This window comes from Deltaproteobacteria bacterium (assembly GCA_016180855.1).
In the GTDB taxonomy this organism is placed as follows: domain Bacteria; phylum UBA10199; class UBA10199; order JACPAL01; family JACPAL01; genus JACPAL01.
The window spans coordinates 129,554-151,470 of sequence record JACPAL010000005.1; the positions used below are offsets into that span (position 1 = coordinate 129,554).

At 48.3% G+C, this 21,917-nt stretch carries 16 protein-coding genes and 1 tRNA gene; 8 read left to right on the plus strand and 9 right to left on the minus strand.

Annotated features, from left to right (window positions below; all coding sequences use genetic code 11):
• The first annotated feature begins 10 nt into the window (after positions 1-10).
• Positions 11-1,192 carry a cyclic nucleotide-binding domain-containing protein gene (locus HYT77_03385; GenBank protein ID MBI2067038.1) on the plus strand — a complete coding sequence of 394 codons (1,182 nt, stop codon included), beginning with the start codon at positions 11-13 and terminating at the stop codon, positions 1,190-1,192.
• Positions 1,193-1,345: 153 nt separating this feature from the next.
• Positions 1,346-5,137: a carboxypeptidase regulatory-like domain-containing protein gene (locus tag HYT77_03390; protein MBI2067039.1), complete on the plus strand. Its 3,792-nt coding sequence runs from the start codon at positions 1,346-1,348 to the stop codon at positions 5,135-5,137.
• 142 nt (positions 5,138-5,279) lie between these two features.
• Here the strand turns inward: HYT77_03390 and HYT77_03395 are convergent, their stop codons facing one another.
• The 4 genes from HYT77_03395 to HYT77_03410 all read right to left on the minus strand — a co-directional run bounded on the left by HYT77_03395 (position 5,280) and on the right by HYT77_03410 (position 10,272).
• Entirely contained in the window at positions 5,280-5,669 is a 390-nt protein-coding gene (locus HYT77_03395; GenBank protein ID MBI2067040.1) for a hypothetical protein, read from the minus strand.
• A gap of 91 nt (positions 5,670-5,760) precedes the next feature.
• Positions 5,761-6,915, minus strand: a complete 1,155-nt coding sequence (locus HYT77_03400; protein ID MBI2067041.1) for an acetyl-CoA C-acyltransferase — start codon at positions 6,913-6,915, stop codon at positions 5,761-5,763.
• A 183-nt stretch (positions 6,916-7,098) separates the two neighbouring features.
• Positions 7,099-8,994 carry a 1-acyl-sn-glycerol-3-phosphate acyltransferase gene (locus tag HYT77_03405; GenBank protein ID MBI2067042.1) on the minus strand — a complete coding sequence of 632 codons (1,896 nt, stop codon included), beginning with the start codon at positions 8,992-8,994 and terminating at the stop codon, positions 7,099-7,101.
• A 30-nt stretch (positions 8,995-9,024) separates the two neighbouring features.
• Positions 9,025-10,272, minus strand: coding sequence for a tetratricopeptide repeat protein (locus HYT77_03410; protein MBI2067043.1), 1,248 nt, complete (start codon positions 10,270-10,272; stop codon positions 9,025-9,027).
• A gap of 173 nt (positions 10,273-10,445) precedes the next feature.
• Between HYT77_03410 and HYT77_03415 the strand changes: the two genes are divergently transcribed.
• Positions 10,446-10,970, plus strand: a complete 525-nt coding sequence (locus tag HYT77_03415) for a GNAT family N-acetyltransferase (GenBank protein ID MBI2067044.1) — start codon at positions 10,446-10,448, stop codon at positions 10,968-10,970.
• Between the two features lie 246 nt (positions 10,971-11,216).
• Here the strand turns inward: HYT77_03415 and HYT77_03420 are convergent, their stop codons facing one another.
• Positions 11,217-13,037, minus strand: a complete 1,821-nt coding sequence (locus tag HYT77_03420) for a radical SAM protein (protein MBI2067045.1) — start codon at positions 13,035-13,037, stop codon at positions 11,217-11,219.
• A gap of 297 nt (positions 13,038-13,334) precedes the next feature.
• Here HYT77_03420 and HYT77_03425 point away from each other — a divergent pair, with 297 nt between their 5' ends.
• On the plus strand, positions 13,335-13,511 hold the full coding sequence (locus HYT77_03425) for a hypothetical protein (protein MBI2067046.1): 177 nt from the start codon (positions 13,335-13,337) through the stop codon (positions 13,509-13,511).
• 1 nt (position 13,512) lies between these two features.
• Entirely contained in the window at positions 13,513-14,871 is a 1,359-nt protein-coding gene (locus tag HYT77_03430) for a radical SAM protein (protein MBI2067047.1), read from the plus strand.
• Here HYT77_03430 and HYT77_03435 read toward each other — a convergent pair.
• Entirely contained in the window at positions 14,778-15,518 is a 741-nt protein-coding gene (locus HYT77_03435) for a class I SAM-dependent methyltransferase (protein ID MBI2067048.1), read from the minus strand. The two genes, HYT77_03430 and HYT77_03435, sit on opposite strands and share 94 nt — an antisense overlap.
• Positions 15,519-15,732: 214 nt before the next feature.
• Complete coding sequence (locus HYT77_03440) at positions 15,733-17,937, minus strand: ATP-binding cassette domain-containing protein (protein ID MBI2067049.1); 2,205 nt, start codon at positions 17,935-17,937, stop codon at positions 15,733-15,735.
• Positions 17,938-18,047: 110 nt separating this feature from the next.
• Here HYT77_03440 and mutL point away from each other — a divergent pair, with 110 nt between their 5' ends.
• The 3 genes from mutL (at position 18,048) to HYT77_03455 (ending at position 21,452) form a co-directional block, all read left to right on the plus strand.
• Positions 18,048-19,796 (plus strand): DNA mismatch repair endonuclease MutL, encoded by a 1,749-nt coding sequence (gene mutL, locus HYT77_03445; protein ID MBI2067050.1) that lies wholly within the window; start codon positions 18,048-18,050, stop codon positions 19,794-19,796.
• Between the two features lie 108 nt (positions 19,797-19,904).
• Positions 19,905-20,780 (plus strand): tRNA (adenosine(37)-N6)-dimethylallyltransferase MiaA, encoded by an 876-nt coding sequence (gene miaA / locus HYT77_03450; GenBank protein ID MBI2067051.1) that lies wholly within the window; start codon positions 19,905-19,907, stop codon positions 20,778-20,780.
• 51 nt (positions 20,781-20,831) lie between these two features.
• Positions 20,832-21,452 (plus strand): hypothetical protein, encoded by a 621-nt coding sequence (locus tag HYT77_03455; protein ID MBI2067052.1) that lies wholly within the window; start codon positions 20,832-20,834, stop codon positions 21,450-21,452.
• Here the strand turns inward: HYT77_03455 and HYT77_03460 are convergent.
• Both HYT77_03460 and HYT77_03465 read right to left on the minus strand, forming a co-directional pair.
• Positions 21,445-21,618, minus strand: a complete 174-nt coding sequence (locus HYT77_03460; protein ID MBI2067053.1) for a hypothetical protein — start codon at positions 21,616-21,618, stop codon at positions 21,445-21,447. The genes HYT77_03455 and HYT77_03460 overlap by 8 nt on opposite strands.
• Positions 21,619-21,677: 59 nt before the next feature.
• Positions 21,678-21,765, minus strand: a tRNA-Leu gene (locus tag HYT77_03465).
• Between the last annotated feature and the right edge of the window lie 152 nt (positions 21,766-21,917).

Consider the following 21,917-nt stretch of genomic DNA (forward strand, 5'->3'; position numbering starts at 1 on the left):
CAATCCTTGCATGGGGAGTCGATCTGTTCAGGAAAATAAAGAAGCTCTCCTTCGTCATGTTCATGCCCATCCCACCTTCTCTCTCCTGCCGACGGAGACTGTTCTTGAAATATTTAAAAATATTGAACCGGTATTTTGTCCTGCTGGTTCAGTGATCCTTCAGGAAGGGAGGGAGGCGGACCGGTTCTTTCTTCTCCTGAAGGGAAAGGTGGAGGTCATTCTTCAATCCTCTTGTGGCGTTGAGCCGATCACCCTCCTTTCGGAGGGGGATTTTTTTGGGGAGGAGGCGTTGTTTGATGCCGGGAAAAAGAGAACGGCCTCCGTTCGCGCGGTGACTCCGGTTGAAGTGGCAAGCGTTACCTGCTCCCTGTTTGATGATATTCTGTCCCGTTTTCCCGAGGTGCGATGGCGGATAAAAGAATTGGCAACGCAGCATCTGCTTGTTAATTTTCTCAAGCGCTCCACCCCCTTTCAGATGCTCTCCCCAACGGAACTTCAACAATTGGCACGTCGGTCTCTCAAGGTGACAATACCGGCAAAGGAGCTGATTATCGGTGAGGGAGAATGGGGGAGAAATTTCTACCTCATTCGAAGAGGGCAGGTACAGATTTTACGTAAGGAGAATGAAACGGAAAAGCAGATCGAAGTCTTGGGTCCAGGTTCCCTCTTTGGAGAGGCGTCTCTCCTCACGGCCTCTCCCAGGAATGCAACCGTTTGTGCGGTGGAGAATTGTGATCTCCTCGTTTTTGAGAGAGAGGATCTGCTTCGTCTGATCGGTTCCGACAAAAAATTTGCCCTTTATATGAAAGATCTCCTGAAATCCCGTGATAGACCCCGCCGAGCCGGTGGTATCGAAGTTCATCAAACAACTGTTTCCAACGGCCCTTTTCAGATTGTTCTTGAAGACAGACAGAGTGGTCGTCAGTTGAGTCTTTCACCGGAAGGATTCTTTATTTGGCAACAATTGGATGGGAAACGGACGTTGGCTGAGGTTCAGGCGGTATTTACACAGAAATTTCAGCGTGAATCCCCCCATTTTGTCGCTGAGACGGTGGCGACGTTGATCTCCTCTGATTTTGTTATCAGTCGTGTTGATCCGTTGAAGCGGTATATTCTTTTCCCCTCCTCTTTATTGCGTAAAGGGGTGAGTCTCGTTCGTCACTTTTTCAACTCTTTTGAAAAGGAAGGTTAAGTCTTACCCCTTTGGGTCGATTTGCTTGTCCAATAATATTAAGTAGTTATTGTTTTTCCGGGTAAAAATCAACCTGCAATGACCCCGCTAACTTAAAAAAAATATAAGTAATATTAATAAGTTATATATTTTTTTCTCTGGCATCAAGTCTGCATGTTCCTCCAGGCGATGGGAAGAAAACAGCAAATCTCTTTTTGGGTCGTGATGGTCGCTGTTTTCTTTTCTGCGACTGCTTTAGAGGCAGCGCCGTACCTCAACGGGACCGTTAAATTAAATGGGGTTGCTTATACCAAAGAGGCTTCGGTTTATCTCAACTGTCAGGGTTCGAATTACAGTTATTGTTCTGATAATGACCAGATTTCGAGTTCAGGTCAGTATAGCCTCGAGGGGACGTCCGAATGGAACTGCTGCTCCTCTACCAATGCCTCCAGGACCTGGTCCTCCTGCCAGATTTACGCCTATCAATGGAATGATCAGACCGTGGCAAGCGGTAGATATGTCGATGTCTCGCTTGATTGTGATACGACATTGACCCAGGACCTTGCTCTAACCCCGAAGGATAAGACGATTGAGGTGACTTTAAAGGTGGGAGAAGAGACGCTAGCGTCCGGTATGAATGTCAGTTGTTCCGAGACATCCGCTCCCTGGGCCTCCAGCTACATCACCTCACCCACCAATGGTGTCTGGCGAGTCCCCGTCACGGCGGGGACGTTTCGCTGTTATGCCTACTGTGATTGGGCGACCTGGCAAGGGGCCTGTCCCTATGGTGGTAATCCCGAAAAAACGATAATCGTTAATGAGTCTGACACGACTGTTTCAACAACCCTCAATTTTTCCGTGAAGGACAAAACGATACAGGTCTCTGTCTATCAGGGTGATAACCTGATTACCGATAGGATCTCTGTTTCCTGTAATCAGCAGTCGCCTCCTTACACATGGGGAAGTGATACGACCGCTTCGAGTGAGGGGACCTACGACATCCTTGTTACGGAGGGGAGATATTATTGTTACTCCTATTGTAACAGCTGGCCTTGCGAAGACTTTTCGGGGAGCCCCAATACCTATGTCGATGTTGGCCCTTCCGATTCCGTCGTTCCGGCGACCTTGCGATACCAGCTACGTGACAAGAAGATCCGGACGACCCTGGTCGTCGGCAGTCGCCAGATTACGAGTGGAATGTCCGTCTATTGCAGTCAGCAGGGAGGGAGTTGGGATTATAGCAACGCCACCTATGAGGGGGGTGTTTATACCTGCAATGTTGGAACCGGCAGCTACCGTGTCTACGCCTACTGTACCGATTACAATCAGTGCGCCGTCTCCGGAAATCCGAGCGCAACCGTCGACTTTACGAGTTCTGATCCGACCGGAACGACGGCGGATGTCACGCTGGTGTTTCTTGAAAATGACGCCACATTGAGCGGTCTTGTGACGGATGGGAGTAGTGGTGTTGGAAACGTTTGGGTCAATGCCAATGCCAACAGTATCTCAGGTGGCAGCCATGGCGGGATAGCCTCCCTCACCTACAAAGGAGTTACTGTCTCGGGGGGAAGTGCCGATGCAGCGCAGGTCTATCGGTCCGCACAGACAGATTCAAGCGGTGCCTTCACCATGACGTTACCGGCAGGGACCTATCAGGTTTCCGTTTACCCCCCCTACGATCGATCCGATCTGGCCCAGACATCCCAGGAGGTGACGGTTGCGACCGGAGGGACCTCGACGGTTGTATTGACGATGCAAAGGAAGACTGCCTCGATCACCGCCTGTTTAAGGGACGCCAACGGCAATGCGGTACGAGGGTACATCAATGGGTGGAGTCATAATGGAACTACCGGTGGGGGAGATTATATCTGGGGTCAGGTCAGTACGAGTGACGCCTGTGCCGATTTTGGTGCGGTTGAGGGGTATACCTATAACCTCTCGGCGAGTTGTGACACCTGGAGCAGCAATGACACGACCCTTTGCAACTATACCTCCGAGGGTATGCAATCGGTAACGGCGACCCGTGATGGAACAACGGTCGACTTCACCTGCCCGATCTGTGATTGCTCCATGACGGTTAATCTCGTCGATCCCGATGGAGAGATTGTGCCAATAAATGGGAGTATTGATTGTACACCGAAGAGTTTTTCAACGGGTGAAAGCTACCATGGTATCTGGGGATGGTCGAGTTCAGGGACCGGGGTATTGGATGTCGCATCGGGTGTTGAGTATCTTTGCAACGCCTGGATCTGGTCCGAGGATCACACCTCTTCCAATGAAGCGTCTTGCAGTTGTAGTGATGGGTCAAGTTCCTGTGAAATTACATTGGCCTCCGTTATTGAGGATTGTGTCTCCGGTTCTTTCTTGGACGACCAGGAGGCCGCGGTCGATACATCGGGTGGCAACTATTTCTATGTTTATGCAACCCAGGGAAGAAGTTATAAAAATTGTGACATCACGGCGACGGGATATTCCTGTGACCTTTCAGAGGGGACGTGGAATCTCTGTTATTCGACCCAGACCTCCAGTGGCTATGCCTGTGCATCCCAGGGGGCTTCCTGTCAGGATGTGATCTGCGCGGTAGGAGGTACCTCACAAAACCTCTCCCTTTTAGGGACCGGCTCCGTATTGGTTACCGTAAAAGACCTGGATGGTACAGGACGGCCGAATGTCTGGGTGGAGGTTTGCCCCTATTCCGCCTCCCAGGAAGGGGCCAATTCCTATCAATACCGTTATGGATGTGGATGGGGTGAGAGTGACTCCGAAGGAAAGGTAACGGTAAATGTTGGGGCACCTCGTAACGAAGGGGTTGATTACTACTGTAATGCCTATATCCCCTATACAATGAAGACGGATGAGTCGCTCAATAATCCGGGAGAGCAGAAAGTGACGGTTGTTGCGGGGCAGACAGCGACCTGTGACCTGCAGTTTGAGACACCGGACGGTCTCATTGAGATTTTGCTTGAGACCATTTTGCTTAGCAATGCAGACAACTCTGTCTCTTCGCTTCAGAAAAGGAAGGTTGTCCTTGAGGAGAGACCTCTCAAGCAGGTTTTGAATGCCTCTACGACCGACAGTTCAGATCCCATTGCGTACGCGACGGTCGATTGTTTCTCTCCGGCGGGTGGTTCTTACCAAACAACGAGCGATGAAATCGGTCGGGCGACAACCTTATGTTCAAGTGATGATGTCTGGTACTGTGTTTGCTACAATATCGTCGGGAATGCGCTTTATATGTCGACGGTGGATGAGGTGACCTGCAGTGTTGGGGGGGCTTCTGCAACCTGTTTGCTTGATTTTATCGCGACAGTTCCCGAGGGGGATAGTCGCTCGATCACCGATGCAGCGACGCAATCCATTACGATTGAGCTGGCCGATGGGGCCTCCTTCTCCTTCCCACCCGGCTCTCTGGGTGGTACGGATGAGTCAGTTACCGTAACCGTTGATGTGGTCGTGACGCCTTTTACACCAAACAAGATACCGGCCTCTTTCTGGGGGTACTTTGTCCGTGCGACCGATTCTAACGGGGTCTCGATTCAGCAATTGAGCTCCCCGGCAACCATTACCTTGCCGATCAACATCGACCAGGTTGAGAATTTGGGGCTTACCGAGAATGACATCCATTGCAGTTACTTTAATGAAGCGACGGGGACCTATACGGAGGAGCCGTCGGCGATTTCAACGACCGTTTGCACCTTTGACGTCACTCATCTGACTGATTTTGCGGTCGTTGGAAACGGATTTCTCGGTGCTGTAACGGGTGAAGACGGGGGGGCGATCGGAAAAGAGACCGATACACCGGGTGATTCACCCTCGGCAACCGGTGAGAGTGGCAGCAGCGGGGTGGCCGGTGGGTGTGGTTGTTATCTGACAGACGGTACGGTCGCCTGGGATGATCGGATATTCTGGTTTATTTTGTTAACGCTGTTCGGTCTTTTAAGGGCCGTTAGAAGATCTACTGTGTAACCAACACTTCTTTGCAGTAGTGTCCCAGAAATTCTCTTTAGGCCAGGAGCCCTGAGAAGGGTACCGGAGGCGTACTTGACAGTACGTCGAGGATGCTCGACGAAGGGCGACGCCGCGTAAAGGGATTTATGGGACACTACAACTACGATCGTAAAACCTGCAACGCCTTCTTGTTATCACTGGTAGAGAAAACCGCCAGACAATCGGAACCTGCGACCGTTGCGTAGCAGTATCGGATGTCGATCCCTGCCTCGAGCAGCTTGTGGGCTGCCATATCGAGTGTCCCCACACGATGGGTGAGGGAGGTCAGAACGGCCTCCTCCTCGGTCGTTTCAAAACCGGCCTTGTTTAGCGATTCCATCGCCCTCTCGTTATCTTCCGTCAAAAAAATGAAATAAGCCTTGTTCCCCTGTTGATAGGCGCAGAAGGCGTTGATGTTAAGCCCTACTCCTCTGATTGCTGCAGTTGCCTTGGAGAAGGCGCCGTGCTTTGCGTCAGTCGCTACCCTTATTTCCTTGATGAGGCTAATCATAAGTCCTCCTTGAGAAAGCCTTCTCACCACGGTTGACACGGAATGTCAATCAAAGCCCCTTTGGTTCGGACTGGCAAAGCCAGATCCTCGCTCACAGCCTTTCAATAATTGAGGCGACGGCCATGCCAAGTCCTGTGCAGAGGGTAACAAGCCCGTATCGCTTGTCGGTCCTTTCCAGCTCGTCAAGGATTGTTCCGACCAGCATCGCTCCAGTCGCGCCGATAGGATGCCCCAAGGCGATTGCCCCACCATTCACGTTCAGTCTTTCCCAAGAGGCCCCTTCTGTCTTAAGGTCATGCAACCAGGCGATCGGGACCGGGGCGAAAGCCTCATTCACTTCATAAAGGTCAATGTCGCGTAGTTTGAGAGAGGCCTTTTGGAGCACCTTTCGTGTGCAGGGGATAGGCCCCAGGAGCATGATAACAGGATCATCACCGATCTGTGCCGTTGCTATGATCCGGGCCCTCGGTTTCAAGCCGGTTTTTTCAAGCCCCCTTTTAGAGGTGATGAGCACAGCGCCAGCCCCATCGACAATCCCTGAGGAATTTCCGGCATGAATTTTGCCGTCCGGCTTGAAAGGAGGCTTCAGCTTTGCGAGCCCCTCGACGGTTGTCGTGGGACGCAGATGTTCATCTTTTTCCACTAAAACCTCTTGGCCGTCCGCCGTCTTGACTTTTATCGGGATTATTCCCTGTTTGAATCGCTGCTCTTCCCAGGCCCTGGCGGCGCGGTGTTGTGACTCGACTGAAAATTGATCCAGTATAAGTCGTGAGAAGTGATACCGATCGGCTATCCGTTCGGCCGAGAGTCCCTGTGAAATCAGTTCGGGATAGCGCTTTACGAGGAGTGAACCGTCCATGTTGAAATTGATATCCATCGGGACACGCGTCATATGTTCGACCCCGCTGGCGATGATGATATCTTCCTGACCTGAGAGGCAGGCATGAACGGCTGCATTAACGGCTGTGAGACCAGAGCCACAAAACCGGTTGACCGTATAACCGGCGACTGACTCGGGGAACCCCGCTGCAAGGAGGGCCTCCCTTGCAATGACATTATCCTGCTCGCCCCGCTGGCTCACGCATCCCATAATCACCTCATCAACGAGGCCGACATCGAAATGATTTCTGTTGATGAGGGCCTGTAGTGGAGCTGCTGCCAAATCAATCGGGTGAACCGTTGAGAGGCCTCCATTCCTTTTGCCTCTTGGTGTCCTGACTGCATCGACGATATAAGCCTCACTCATAGCAACCCTCCTTTATATAGAGAAATCATCCACATTTTTTGTTGGAAACCTTGTTGAAACGCCCCATTTTTCATATAGAAAATTTATTAATAATAATTAGTTACATTTGTATGCTCTTTTTTTGAGCATATTTTTTTCTAAGTTATCAACAGGTGTTAACAAGTTGTGACAATACATGTAATGTCACCGCTGGTCAAAAAACGACTCCATCTTCTGGAGAGTCTCTGCGGGAACCTCCCGTGATCTTCGATAAACGATCCTCTTTTTTCGTCCCCATCCCTCTTTTTCCTGAACCAGAATACCCAGATCTCTAAAGGAAAGGAGCGCATTCTGAAACAGAAAACGGGATACCGATTCGCTGTGGCTGATCTTTTCGCGCAGAAAATAGATATTTCCCTTACGGAGGAGCCACTTGATAATCTCCTTCTCCTCGATTCGCTGATATCCCAGTGTCCCCCATGACTTCCAGGCGACAAAATAAGCATCAATGTAGTTTCTGATGAGCGTTGCATATTGGGAGACATCCCTCTCCCTGGTTTTCTGGAGATAGACGATCTGATCCTCACGCCGGATCATTCCTCGCTGTTCCAGATAGGTTGTGATCTTTTGAAGGTGTTCGGTGAGCGGTTGGCGTTGGCTAAAGGTGAATTCGTACTTGAAGAGCTTTTTGAAAAATCGGAATTCCTCCTCAAGGGAAGTGAGCGAAACAGCCCCTTTGGGGTTTTGAAGCAAGAGGTGGGAAAAAGTGGCGAGGGAGGCCAGGAAATGGAGGGAACCATTTTTATAAAAATCGAGAAGGGGACGCTTCTCCTCAGGAATAAGATAGAAAACTCCGTCCTCGTCGTGAATCTCTCTGATGAGGTGTCGCTGGGTCAGGTCGCGCACTGACTCCTTCAGCGCCATGGAGGGAGCCTTCAGGAGTGTTTCGGAGAATAAACATCCTTTGTATTGAAGATACTGCCTGAGAGGTTCAATCTCTTCCAGTAGCCCCCTCTCAGAGATAACCTTTTGGGGATGTGACAGAAGGGCAGCGGCGACCATTGACCTGGGAGTCACCACGAACGATTTATTAATGGTATGGGTCAGCTGGTAGGCGAGTTTTTCAACCATCTCTCTCTTTTCCAGGTGGGGCAGATTCTGTGACCATTCTTTGAGTGAGAGCGTCTCGCCAAACTGGATGTAAACCTTCCCCGAACGTCTCTTGAGGTACTTTGTTAGCCGGACAAGATCAAACCTGTTCTCCGGATTTTTCATTTGGCCGGCATGTTCCTCCAGATAATTTTTCTCCTCCAGGACTGAGTCGTAGGTGATCGCGGTTGGGACCAGCAAAATTTCCTTTTCTGCTCCATGCAGATAGGACTCTACGATATGAGTCAGGATCCCCATTCGTGGTGGCAGGAGTTTTCCGGTACGGCTGCGAGTCCCTTCAATAAAGAACTCCAGGAAACATTTGTCCCGGATCAATTGCTCAATGTAGGCCTGAACGGTTGAGGCATACAGTTTATTTCCCTCATAGGAGCGTCGAATAAAAAAAGCGCCTGACTTTCTCCCAATCGGTCCCATAGGCCAAAAAGAGAGGTTGTTTCCGCCGCAGACGAGCGGCATCGGGATCCGATGCTGGTAGAAGAGGTAGTTCAATATCAGATAATCCATGTGGCTCCGATGATTCGGGACAAAGACGATTGGATGGGAGCCGGCCTGCCGTCGAAACTCCTCCAGTTTTCTTTCATCGACGACAAGCCCTTCATAAATTCCGTTAAAAACCCAGGAGAGCAGCGATTCCCAAAAGGGGAAGATCATGTAATTTTGGTCCGCCGCAATTTCGAAGAGATAGGAGCGGGCAAGGGAGGTTGCCTGTTCCTCCGTGACATGTTGCTCGCTCGCGTAATTTCTAATCACCTCCTGAAACCGGTCCTGTGAGAGGACGGCATCAATGATGGCGCGTCGCGTGCGTGGGAGATTGACCGGCGTCATCTTCACCTTGCTTCGAAGATAATTTTCAAGAGAATAGAGGAGGGATCCGCAGAAGGTTCTTATTTTTACGAAAATCGATGCAACCCCACGGAATATTCTCCCCATAAGAGGGAAAGACTAATATGAATTCTTCTATTATGGCAAGTGGCTCCCGAGGTCCGGATTTCGCTGGAGCGCTTGCTGATAATACTGTTCGTAAAGGGCCTGATTCCCCATCTCTTTCTCCGCCAACGCTTTAAAGTAATACGCCTCGGCATTGTCAGGGTCGGCCACAAGGGCGTGGTCAGACGCCTTTGCAGCCTCTTCAAACCGGCCTGATTTTAAATAAGCCTCGCCAAGATTGCTGTGAACAACGCTTTCCGTTGGATTGGATTCTGCCAACTGTCTCCAAAGGTCAATCGCCTGCTCCGTCCTCCCTGTCTGGAGATAGACCGCTGCTAAACCGTTTTGGGCCTCCAAGTTTTCAGGGATTTGTTGAAGAAGGTCCTGATAATGCTGCTCGGCAACCGCTGGATTTGTTTTTTTGTCAAAGGTGTAAAGTTCAGCGAGATTGAACTTGGAATCAAGGTGGTCCGGATTAACCGACAGGTTGTACTGAAAATATTTCTCGGCCTTGTTAAAATCGCCTTGGGCCGACTGGAGGATTCCCATCCCAAAAAGGGCCTCGGGGTCCTTGGGGTCTTTTTCGAGTTGTTGCTCGAAGAGAGATTTTGCCTCTTCAAAATTTTTGTTCTCAATCAGGGCAAGGCCAAGATCGGTGGCTAAAGCCGGATTACCCGGATTTTTATTAACCGCTTCTTTCAAAAAATCGATTGTTGCCTCTGGGCCATTAAGATTCATCATCTCTTCTGCCAGGAGACGATAGATCTCTGTTTTTTGTGCCGCATTTTCTAGTCTGGCTGTCTGATCCAGGATCAACTCCTGGGCTTCATTGGCCCTCCCTTGTTTTTGGAGGTTATTGACAAGACGCCAAAGGATCTCTCTGTTGGATTCATCGATATCCAGGAGCCGGCGCCAGACTTCGAAGGCAACTTTCTCCTGTTGATTCTCTTCAAGCCAGGTACCGATCGCAAGCAACTGAGAATAATCCTCCGGCGCGACCTCCAGGAGCCAGTGTTCAAGAAAGTCGATTGCACGCCCAGTGTTCTCCGTGGCCAATTTAAAAAACTTTGCCCCCTTGCTGGATGACTCCGGATTGGGAGGGGAGGGGAGAGATTGATTGATTTCCGAGGGATTGAGACCGTCTGTTTCTGATTTGTAAGATTCAATCCTTCTGGCTGAAGGACTTTTTCGGATCGACTTTGAATATCTAAGCCGTTCCCGATTTTTTTGAGAGAATTGATGATCGATCAGAAAATAGACCAAAAACAGCGTGAGCCCCAAGAGTTAAAGAGGATCGGTCTTTTCTGTCAGATCTTTCATGAATGACACACAGATTTTTAAACCTTGCTGAATGCACATCAATTATGGTTGATCAGCTTTTGGTTAGTATATTTTTGTTGATAAACCATTAAGTATTTCTAACTTTTAGCGGGTACAGTCGTATCCGCTAAAAGTTGAAATGCTATATTGATAGTCTTGGTTTGAGGGGAGGACGGCATCTGTCACAAAAAAGAGTTTCTATACGACACACAACAAGGCAGGACTTTAAAGCGATAAAACGACTTCTGGAGATCTCTTTTGCCGATCAAAGGCAGATTTATCGACCGAGCTCCAAAGCTGTTGCAAGAACAGCCAAAAGAATGCCCCGGTTTACCTATGTGGTGGCGATTTTCAGACAAACAATCGTAGGAACCGCCGCCTATTTTCTGACCAAAAAAAAGATTCATATTAGTCAGTGGGCCACCCATCCTCAGTGGCAACGGAGGGGAATTGCCACTCAGCTTGTTGATCATCTTGAAGAGATTGCTATTCAAGCAAAAGTATCTTTAATGACTCTTTGGACAGTTGAGGAGTCAGGGAATGTTCCTATTTTTGAACGACTTGGTTTTAAATCGGTGGAGAAAAAGGTTTCAGATATTTTTCAGTCAACTAAGGGTGATTTGATTCATGAGGTTTTGATGGTTAAGTCCATTCCCTAGGGAAAATTACATTGCCTTGTCTATTTCATCTGATACAATAGAACGACCATAAAGGAGGATCCATGGCAGAGCGTATCCGAAGAAGTTCAAAGAGTGGTAGTCGAGGTGGTTCCCATGAGTATGTGCGGGGTGGGTCTCATGAGTACGTTCGGGGGAGATCCCATGAATATGTTAGGGGGAGGTCCCATGAGTATGTGAGATCAACCCAGTCAGGTAGGGTTAATAAAAAGAGAAATTAATTCATATTTATTTTATTTCTGAATGAGATAGACCTACTCGAAAAGGGAGTGGGTTTGGTCTGTGGCGTGTAGCAGAGAGCTGCAACCTCCGGTTTTTATCAAAGTCAATCACCCTAATATCTTCATAGCCAACGGTCCGAAGCAATTCGAGTAATGTCAAACGACTTGGATTATTCCAAACGAATCCATCCCTCGAATCGCCGACAAACTCATCGGCACCTGTTTGTAAATAACTTGTCTGTGTTTCAAGAAGGCACTTGCCCCCATCTTTAAGGCAGTTATAGGTGATCCGTAAAGCAACAATCATATCAGAAAGATGACTGAGTACCCCGCAAAAATAAACGACATCATATTTTCCCTCCATTGCCTCTTTAAGATCGTAGATGGAGGCGCCTTTTAAAGAGATTTTAAGATCAAACTGGTTTGCTAAGTAGCGAAGGGTTTCTCGATAAAGGGAAGACTCTTCACAGACATCGACACAAGCTCCCAATTTGGCAAGCAAGAGAGGCTCTTTGCCAAGGCCTGGCCCAATATCAAGTATATTGAGACCACTCAAATTTAATGAGATTTCACCAGAACGAATCCAACTTTTTAATATATTGAGATCTCTCCGGCCCAGAGGGCCGTCTATTGAAAGGTCCTTGCCAAAATCGAAATTGTGGAACCAACGTGCGGTGCTAGAAGGCTCTTTTGATATTTTATCGAGATGCTTTGCTGTATCAAGAAACCATCTCTCAAATTCGAGAGGTGATTTCGCGTTAGAAGCCGTTAACTCTTCCAGGATTTTTTTGAGATGAGAATTGATCGATTCTTGATTGATAACTGATTTTACTTTGGGGCAGAGGGGATCTGATCCAAGAAATCCTGTTTCGACGCTGGAGCGACAACGGCACCCACCGCATTGATGGTTAAACTCACAAGATCCACAGGCTCCTTGGATTCCTCCCTCAGGTTCTCTCTCCAGAATACATTGAAGCCGTCTGTCTTCTGCTACCACCTCACGTAGCCTTGGTCCCAACACTTCGATGTTTCCAAGAGAGGCATCACAACTTGTACAAAGAAGAACCGTGCCATTACACTGAATGTGAAGTGATGAACCACCTGCTCCGCAGGTCTTGATTTTGTCTTCCTCCTCGATCAGAGAAACATCAAAAATATGTGCTAGGGGGTCTGTGAAACTTACCGACATCTCAGGTTCGAAATCCCTTTTTGCTAAAAGGAATTGCCTTCCCACCTCCACAAATACACTAGATACATTGTTGATTGGCTTACCCCTCCCCTGGGGTTTAACAAGTGCAACACTAATGTCTCGTGCTCCCAAATCATAAGCCAATGCACAGGTTTGGTATGCAGAGAGATAATTCTTTTCGTTGACAGTCATGTTGATAAAAAAGGGAATGTCAATCTCTCCAATAAATTTTATGAACTGTATCGTTTTTTGAAAGGCTCCCGGAAGTTCTCGGATGCGATCATGTATCTCAGCCGACGGGCCATCAAGAGATACCATAAAATGACAGCAATCGAGACTACGAATTTTTTCCAGTAGAGCAGGATTTAAGACTGTCCCATTGGTTGTTATTGAGGACCTTGATCCTTGCTCCTTAATAGTCTCCAAAAATTGTAGAAGTTGATTGTGCAAAAAAGGCTCACCTCCTGTGAGAGCAATTTGGGATAGAGACGGAAAAGCCCCTTTTACAACATCGATTCGTTTCCTAAACTGATCAAGGGAGAGCTTTCCTTTAAGATCGCGTCGGGCGTTCCTGACGCAAAAATCACAATAAAGATTACACTTCTCTATAATCTCCATGGCGATCAGATCAACAATCATAAATGAAATTCCATCGAGTATCGCCTTTGTTTAGAAAACTCATCCTATAGCATATCCTTTTTGCCGAGACTAGTTTTGCAGAGGAGCTCAGTATCAAAATGATAAAATTTATCATTTTGATAGAAAAAATGTTTTTTTGTGAACTCTTTTCGGCAATGGTCTTTCGGTCTCTAATTTAAAATTGAAATTGTTATTCAAGTACTTATTCAACCATTCTTTGTCTGCCACTGCCCACAAGCAACAATTGGGATTTTGGCATGATACTTGCATTTCACTCTCACACACAAGGAGGTTGCCATGAGCAAAAGAGCCACCACATCCAGTAGTAAGAGAATCACAAGAAAAGATGTCTCCAGACCATCGGGAAAACTCTCTGATAACGTCCGAATTTGGTTCGCGAAGGGTGGAGAAAGGCCGGCGGAAAAGCTGTCAGATAATGTTCGGATCTGGTTTGCACGCGGAAAGAAGAAGTAAATTGCATCCAAAAAAGAATACACTCTACGATCTCCAGAAGATCGACTATGCACTTGCCCATGTGATATGGAAAATCACGCTGGGCTGTAATTTTCGCTGCATCCACTGTGGCTTCGCAGCGGGGAAGCGCGATCCCAACGAGTTAACCTTGGAGGAGGCCCTTGATGTTTGTGATCAGCTTAAGGAACTCCAAGCTGAAAACGTCGTTTTGACGGGAGGGGAGCCTCTCCTTAGAAAAGATTGGCCCCTCTTGGCGAAACGACTCAGTTCCGGAACAGACCGCGTCGATAAGGTCCATATTGTTTCTAATGGATGGACGCACTCCGATCGAACCTATGAGCAGTTTCTCGATTCCGGTGTTTCTCAGCTAACCCTGAGCATCGATGGCAACCGCCAAGTACATGATCGGGTTAGGGGGCAAGGCTCTTTCGATCGCGTTGTCAATGCCATGAAGCTTGCCAACAAGTGGTCGTTTCCCTTTGGTGTCATCACTACAGTTCACAAGCTTAACCTACCCATTCTTGATGAGCTCTTTGCTATTCTCTCCGAAAATCAGGTGGTCTTCTGGCAGCTTGAACTAGCCGACGGCGTCGGCTATATGGATGTTCATCGCGACTTCATGATCGCACCTTCTGATCTGGAGCTCTTGAGCAACAAGATGATCGAGTTTCTGGAGCGGTCTGATGGTAAGATGCAAGTGGTACCAGGCAATAACCTCGGTTATTTCACCGAGGAGGATCGCATCTTACGGGGCGACTACTTTGGAGGATGCTACACCGGTTGCTTCGCCGGAATTTTTGTTATGTCGATCGAACCAAACGGGGATATCAGGGGATGTCCTGTCCTTCCCAAGGAGTTTGGCGAAGGAAATGTCCGGAAACAACGAATTCGTGATATCTGGCTAGATAAGAACAAATTCAGTTACAACCGCCAATGGGATGTTAATTCTCTATCCGGTTTTTGTGGTGGGTGTGAGCACAGCTTGACATGTCGAGGAGGCTGCATGGCCTCTCGGATCGGCGCGATTGGGGATCTTAGCCATAACCTTTACTGTCTTTACCGCGTGAAGAAAGAAAAAGAGAATGGCCGAACTCTAGAACTCCCTTCTCATCCTGGACCGATGAATCCACGCCCCCAACTTGATCCCTATGCGGAGGCGGTTTTTCTGAAGGGACGAAACCCTGATAACGAACGCCAAACGCAAGAACTCTCCAGTCAATTCTCACCGGTCGCTTCTCCCCAAAAGATACTTGAGATTAACAAAGGTCAGATGGCTGTTGCCACAACAATGATTCGTCGAGAAGTCAATGAAAATGGGGTTCCATCAACATCACCAAAAACAGCCTCAATGCGGAAGTGATTCTCATGAAGAAGTCTATCGATTTCAGGCCGGCGATAGGCTCGAAGTGCGACCTCCACCCTCTTTTCCAGGCGCCCCTTTCTTTTAAAAATCCATTTTCCTAAGACACGATTGTTTTCCTCGTCCCATCTCTCCGATCGTTGCAGGATGAGATTCCCCCTTTTCATTCTGACGATTTTTCTCAAGTGGGTCTTTAACCAATCTCCGTTGACAATATCGAGATAAAGCCGCCCCCCCTTCCTCAGTGCTCGCCTCATTCCCTGAAGAACGACTTGATTCTCCCGGTCGTCAAAATAACCAAAAGAGGTAAAGATGCTGGTGACGGCATCAAACTTTTCAAAATAATCCAGCCGCCTCATATCACAGACGCGAAATCGTATCCGACGGCCTCTCCCTTTCTTTTGAGCCCGCCAAATCAGTTGTGGTGCGATGTCAATTCCCGTCACATCATATCCCCGGGCGGCGATCTGGATGGCATGTTCCCCGCTTCCACACCCCACATCAAGGAACCGTCCGCCGGGGAAGATTCGAAGGTGCCTCAACACGAAGTCAACCTCACGATTAATGTCTGAAGAGGTTCGAGGTCGAAACCTCTGGTAAGCCCCTACGAACAGCCGCTTCCACCAAGGAACTGCGCCTATGCTCATTGATGATTCCCCAACATTGCCTTCCAAATGGGAAGGGATTTTTTAGAGGGGACTCCTTTCTGGGAGGGGATTTTGAGATGAGCGGCGTTGATCAACAAAAAAAGAGTGATGACAATGGCTGTCAGAGTAGCCCATGAAATTTTTTTGACCCGATTTTCCCAATTGCCCCGCAAAAGTTTATCGACGATTTTTTCAAAGTATGTTTCTAAACGATTCATAAAAAAACAGTCCCTTCCTGTTTGGTCGTTTGGGAAAGTAGGGAATCATCTGCCTTTTCTAAGAGGAGTTCAGGTAAAACAGGGTTCGATCCAAAGCTTGTGGCTGTCCCAAAAGAGAGAGACAAGGAAAAAGATTTTTGATCGAGAGGTATTTCCTCCTCTTTGAGTCGTTCTTGAATCCTCTTGCCAAATTGAATGGCCCCCTCAGTGTCAGTCTCTGGTAGTGCCACGACAATTCGGTTTTCTTGAAAGACCGATGAAAAATCCATGATTCTTAAGTAACGTCGGATAAAAAGATTCATCCTCTCCATCAGTCGAGCTAAATCTTTTGTTTCCAGAGTGTGTAACAAAGTAGCATATTCCTTTACCTCAAAGATCAAGGCCGACAAATCCTGCTTGTATCGTCGTGTTCTTTCGGTTTCCATGTTGAGTCGCTGAAAGAATTCCTCCAGACTGCTGAATTGAAGGGTGTAGAGAGTAAAAAAAACACCTTTCTTATCCATCAGTTCTTTGAAAGAACCTTGCTCAACGATCTCTCCTTTTTGGAGGGTGATAATTTGGTCAAAAGACCTCACAGATGACAGGCGATGCGCGACAAAAACGATGGTCATTCTTTTTTTACATCGGTGAATTGTTTCTTGAATAACAAATTCACTCTCGGCATCCAAGGCATTTGTCGCTTCGTCCAGAATGAGAATTTTTGGTTTATGAAGGAGGGCCCTGGCAATCGCAATCCGCTGTCTTTGGCCTCCGGACAGGCCTTGGCCGGCCTGTTCTAAAAATGTGTCATACCTGTTCGGGAGTCTTTCAATAAAATCATGGGCCCCCGCCATTTTGGCTGCTTCGATTATTTCTGATTCTGTCGCTTGAGGGTTTCCATAGACAATATTTTCTCGGATCGTCCGTGAAAAGAGAGATATCTCCTGAAAAACGACACCGATCTTGTTTCTTAATAACTGAAGCTTGAGATCCTGGATACGGTGTCCGTTGATCAGAATAATCCCTTGAGAGGGGTCATAAAAACGGATCAGCAGATTAAAAAGGGTTGATTTTCCTGAACCGCTCTCTCCAACAATCGCCAGCGAAGAGTGGGGAGGGATTTGTAGAGTGAGGTTTTTAAGAATGGGGAAGGTTGGCTCATAAGAGAAAGAGACCTGTTTAAAGTCGATTGGCCCTTCCCCTGTCATAAAGCCTTCTTCTTGCTCCAGCGGGGTTTCAGATCGCTTTCTCTCCTCCTCCTTTATAAAAAGGTCATCTACGCGCCGCAGGGAGACGATACCTATCTTGAGTTGTGTATAAAGATTAGCCAACTGCCGAATTGGCTCCTCCATAAGGGGGAGATACCCTCCTAACGCAACCGCCTGACCGATCGAGAGCTTGCCTTGAATCACCTCATAACCGATGACCCAAAAGACAGCTGTTCCCCAAACTTGTAGGGTGATCGAGTTGGTAAATGTTGAAATGATGGAGATAATCTTCTCTTTCAGTCCCAACCGGACCCGGCTAAACAGCAGATGACTAAACTTGTGGGTCTCATCCTCTTCTCGGGAAAATGCCTTGATTGTCTTCAGATTCCCCAGTCGTTCCTGGAGCCCGTCGTAAATCGCTGAGTTTTTGAGTTGGATATCATTTTGAAGCTCACCGAGCCGACCGGCATAAAAGTGGGTTTCCAAGGCGTAAAGAGGCACGGCCGCCAAGGCGAGCAAGGATAAAATGGGATCGATGAGCAAAACCAGGGTCAGGAAGAGGATCCATTGAAACGAGGAAGCAAAGAGGACAGACAGCGTATTGACGATCATGCCAGCAGCAAGATCGGTATCATCCATGATGCGAACAGTTAAATCACCCAAATTGCTCTTTGACTGGGAATGGACGGGAAGACGAAGGATTTTTCCAAGGAGTTTTGACGAGAGACTCGCTGTGTATGTCTGATCGATATAGAGGTGGTTGTAATCGGTAGCCGAAGAGAAGAAAAATCGGACAAAATAGATTGCTAGTCCTGCTAGAAGGGTGGCGGTCAAGAGGGAGAGATTTCTCTGAACGTATGCGTAATCAAAGATCAGGATAGAGAGAAGAGGGGAAATCATCTCCAGAACAATCGAAAAAGCGTCTGAGAGGAAACTTACACTGAGCGGAAAAAAATACGGTCGGAGCTCTCGGGCGTATTTCCAGAACAGTTTGAGTTCGGAGGTGATGGGCATCACAGTTTCAAAGGCCAACCCAGTCTAGCATCATTGGCAGTAAATTCAAAGATTTAAACCATATTCTTTTCTTGTTGGAAAAGTAATCCTGATTCTCATAGAAGGGGAGCGTGCCAAAAATTCAGAAGCTCTCGGAGAGTCTCATTGCCAAGATCGCCGCTGGTGAGGTGATTGAGCGCCCTTATTCGGTTGTGAAGGAGCTCGTAGAAAATTCAATCGATGCCGGGGCAAAAAACATTGAGATCGGCATTGCCGAAGGAGGTCGGAAGGAGATCCGTGTTGCCGACGACGGTTGTGGGATGGGTCGCGATCAGGCGCTTTTGGCGATTGAACGGCATGCGACGAGCAAGCTTCACACCGAAGAAGATCTTTTCAAGATTCAGACGTTGGGGTTTCGTGGTGAGGCGTTGCCGTCGATTGCGGCGGTATCGATGATGACCCTGGAGAGTTCGGGAAGGGGGGAGGCAGCCAACCGGATCGAAGTTGAGGGGGGTAAGGTCCTTCAGATCGCCTCCTCAGCTCGCAACGGGGGCACAACAATCACCGTTAACAACCTCTTTTTTAATACACCGGCCCGGCTTAAATTCATGAAGTCTCGCGAAACGGAGTTTTCACACATCGCTCGATGGGTGGAACAGGTGGCACTGTCCCATCCGGAGATCGGTTTTGTGCTGACCCATCGGACCGGAGATATTGGTTCTGCACGAAGAGAGTTGCAGACCCAAGGCAGGGCTGAGACACGTGAACGGATTGGTGATCTCTTTGGCCCTGAGATTGAAAAATCGCTCCGACCGATCTCCTTTGGACGGGCTGGAATAGAACTGTGCGGTTATCTGGCAGACCATCAGGTAACCTCAACAACCCCACGAACCCTCTTCTTTTTTGTGAATGGCAGGATTGTTCGCGATCGAACACTGCAACACGCCGTTCTTCAAGGATACGAAAATCTCCTCATGAAGCACCGGTACCCTTGGGTCTTTCTTTATCTGACGGTTTCACCGGATTCTGTCGATGTGAATGTCCATCCAACGAAGGCCGAGGTTCGGTTTGCCAACTCCCAACAGGTGCATGAGTTGGTGAGGCAAAGTGTGCGGAAAAGTCTCTCTCCTTCTCCCTCACCCTCAATGGTTACAAAGGTCTCAGATTCCCTCTCCCGCCCTTCGGCTCCTTCGACGATGCTCAGGACAGGTTCGCTCAGGGCAGGCCAAGGGGAGCGGGTCCTCTTGCCAGTTGAGCCCTCTCCCTCCGACGGGAGAGGGGAGATAAAACCGATGTTATCGAGCCGGGTGAGGGTCATCGGCCAAGTTCATTCTACCTACTTGGTTTGTGAAGTCCCCGACAAACTAGTTCTGATCGACCAGCATGCCGCCCATGAACGGATTGGATTTGAGAAACTGAAGAGACAGTTCGAGGGAGGAGGGATTGAACGGCAGTCTTTGTTGATACCAAAAACCTTTGAGGTGAAACCTTCCGAGGCAGAAATCCTGAAGCTGTATGTAGAAGACCTTGAGCGGTTTGGATTTGAATTGGAACCGTTTGGTCGTTCCAGTTTTGTTTTAAGGGCGGTCCCGGCCCTTTTGTCTGACCGTGACTGTTCCGGCTTGATTGTTGATTTGATCGATTCTTTGCAAGCGGAGGGGAAGCTCGAGCCGCTGACAGAAAGGGCTCATCATGTTTTGGAGACGATCGCCTGTCACCGGCAGGTGAGGGCGGGCGATCAATTATCGACTCAAGAAATAGAAGCGTTGCTGAATCAGATGGGATCAACCGATTTTTCCTACAGTTGTCCTCACGGCCGTCCTTCGGTTCTGGAAGTTCCTTTTGATGAGATTGAGAAGTGGTTTAAGAGACGTCTTTAACCCAATCCACAGATGATAGTTGTTGAGGGGCTTAATTTCTTTTGTGGTATCCTCTCTTAAGGTAAGAGAGGGATCGAGAACTCAGCTAATTCAGCGAGAGGGTGAGTTATGGAAGTTACCATCATTTGCGGCCCAACAGCCGTCGGCAAAACGGCTTATGCTATTGAACAGGCCCTCCAGGCCCTCGAGCAGAACAGCGAAATCATTAGTGCCGATTCTGGCCAGGTTTATCGGGGACTCAATATTGGAACGGCAAAACCGAGCCGGGAAGAGCAGGCCAAGGTTCCTTTTCATTTAATTGATATCATTGATCCCTCCGAACGATTCAGCGCCGCCGGTTTTCGAACGTTCGCCCTGGAGAAGATTAAAGAAATAACCTCCCGAGGGAAAAGGCCGTTTGTCGTTGGTGGAACGGGTCTCTATATAAAGGTGTTGGAAGGGGGAATCTTTGAGGGGCCCTCGGCCGATCCAGATCTCCGAAGGAACTTAGAGGTTCGGATTCGGAATGAAGGGTTAGAATCTCTCTTTTCTGAGTTGGAGAGGAAGGATCCGGAAGCGGCCCGACAGATCGATCGGCATAACCGACAACGGCTCATTCGCGCGCTGGAGGTTTGTCTTTTAACAGGTGGGAAGATTTCGGAGTTTTGGAATCGGCATCGTAGCGGCGCAGCAAGCAGCGCCCCTACCTTTAAAAAAATTGGACTCACCCTTCCCAAAGAGGAATTAAACCGACGGATCAACGAGAGGGTTCGTCAAATGATTCGACAGGGATGGATTGAAGAGACCGAATGGCTTCTTAAAGAATGGGGGATGGATGCCCCGGCCCTTCAGATCATCGGTTATAAAGAGATCCGTCTTTATTTAACAGGAAAACTTGGCAAGGACGAGGCGATTGAACGGATCAAAATCAACACGCGCCAGCTCGCCAAGAGACAGAGGACCTGGTTTAAGAGAGACAGAGAGATAGAATGGATTAACCCATAAATTTATGGTAAAGGCGAGCGAACCAATGGGGGGTTGGGGAAGATGTCCCAGATGACATTAGATACTTTGTCTCACCTGAGAGACCCTTTGCTTTTTAAGTGGCACGTCATCTCTCTTTTTGCCTTTGTGGTTTATATTTATGCCGTCGAAATTGAGAGAAAGAATTGGGATCTTGTTCTGGCAGGACTGGTTGTTTGGGGGATGGATACTTTTCTGGAAATTATCAATGCTCTTTTTCTCTATTTCAGCAAATTTTCTGCTGTTTGGATGGAAATCGGCCCCACCTCTTATCAAATTTTCATCGGCCTCAATATCGAAACGTATTTCATGTTTGCTGTGATGGGGATTGTCTTTGGCAAGATGCTTCCCAAGGATAAAAACAGGAAGATCCTTGGGCTGCCCAACCGTTGGTTTTTTATTGTCATCAATTCCTTATTTTGTGTCTTTATCGAAGTGTTGTTAAATCATATGGGAGTTTTAGTTTGGAACTACCATTGGTGGAATTTTCCAAACGTTTGGTTGATCATCCTATTCGGTTATGCGCCCTACTTCCTTGGGGCGTATTACATTATTGATCTTCCCTCTATGAAAAATAAAATTTGTCTTGTTTCTGCCCTCTGGTTTATTGATTTAATTGCCTTGGCAGTCCTACTCCCGTTGGGGGTCATTTAAGCTTTTTCCCCAGTAGCGAACGAAGATCGGAAGACAAGCGAGGGGAACGGTAGTGTATCTGTGCCCGGGGCTGGACTCGCCCTTCGCCTAAAAGCATGTCAATACGGCTCAGGGCGTCAGCGGCTCGCTGCCAGCCGCCGGAAGTGGCGGCTTTTTCTTGGCTCATCGCCAAGCGCTCGCCGCCGTTCGATTCCGACGTCAATATAAAAGTGGGAATGATCTCTGTGCCCGGGGCCGGACTCGAACCGGCACGGTCCATTGCTGGACCTCAGGATTTTAAGTCCTGTGTGTCTACCAATTCCACCACCCGGGCTTTTGGCAAAACCACAAAAAAACATCGTCTACGGCGTTGCCTTCGTCGAAAGATCCTCGACGTACCCTCAAGTACGCCTACGGTCTTTCTCCTCATGCGCCTTGTATCCGATACTTTTTTGTGGTTTTGCAACCTGGCATTTAGAACAGATC

Excerpts from the sequence above, each read along its gene's own strand:
- HYT77_03385 (MBI2067038.1), top strand. The coding sequence starts at position 11 with ATGGGGAGTCGATCTGTTCAGGAAAATAAAGAAGCTCTCCTTCGTCAT.
- HYT77_03390 (MBI2067039.1), top strand. The coding sequence starts at position 1,346 with ATGTTCCTCCAGGCGATGGGAAGAAAACAGCAAATCTCTTTTTGGGTC.
- HYT77_03395 (MBI2067040.1), bottom strand. The coding sequence starts at position 5,669 with ATGATTAGCCTCATCAAGGAAATAAGGGTAGCGACTGACGCAAAGCAC.
- HYT77_03400 (MBI2067041.1), bottom strand. The coding sequence starts at position 6,915 with ATGAGTGAGGCTTATATCGTCGATGCAGTCAGGACACCAAGAGGCAAA.
- HYT77_03405 (MBI2067042.1), bottom strand. The coding sequence starts at position 8,994 with ATGGGGAGAATATTCCGTGGGGTTGCATCGATTTTCGTAAAAATAAGA.
- HYT77_03420 (MBI2067045.1), bottom strand. The coding sequence starts at position 13,037 with ATGATTGTTGATCTGATCGCCATGGAGATTATAGAGAAGTGTAATCTT.
- HYT77_03425 (MBI2067046.1), top strand. The coding sequence starts at position 13,335 with ATGAGCAAAAGAGCCACCACATCCAGTAGTAAGAGAATCACAAGAAAA.
- HYT77_03435 (MBI2067048.1), bottom strand. The coding sequence starts at position 15,518 with ATGAGCATAGGCGCAGTTCCTTGGTGGAAGCGGCTGTTCGTAGGGGCT.
- HYT77_03440 (MBI2067049.1), bottom strand. The coding sequence starts at position 17,937 with ATGCCCATCACCTCCGAACTCAAACTGTTCTGGAAATACGCCCGAGAG.
- miaA (MBI2067051.1), top strand. The coding sequence starts at position 19,905 with ATGGAAGTTACCATCATTTGCGGCCCAACAGCCGTCGGCAAAACGGCT.
- HYT77_03455 (MBI2067052.1), top strand. The coding sequence starts at position 20,832 with ATGACATTAGATACTTTGTCTCACCTGAGAGACCCTTTGCTTTTTAAG.
- HYT77_03460 (MBI2067053.1), bottom strand. The coding sequence starts at position 21,618 with ATGAGCCAAGAAAAAGCCGCCACTTCCGGCGGCTGGCAGCGAGCCGCT.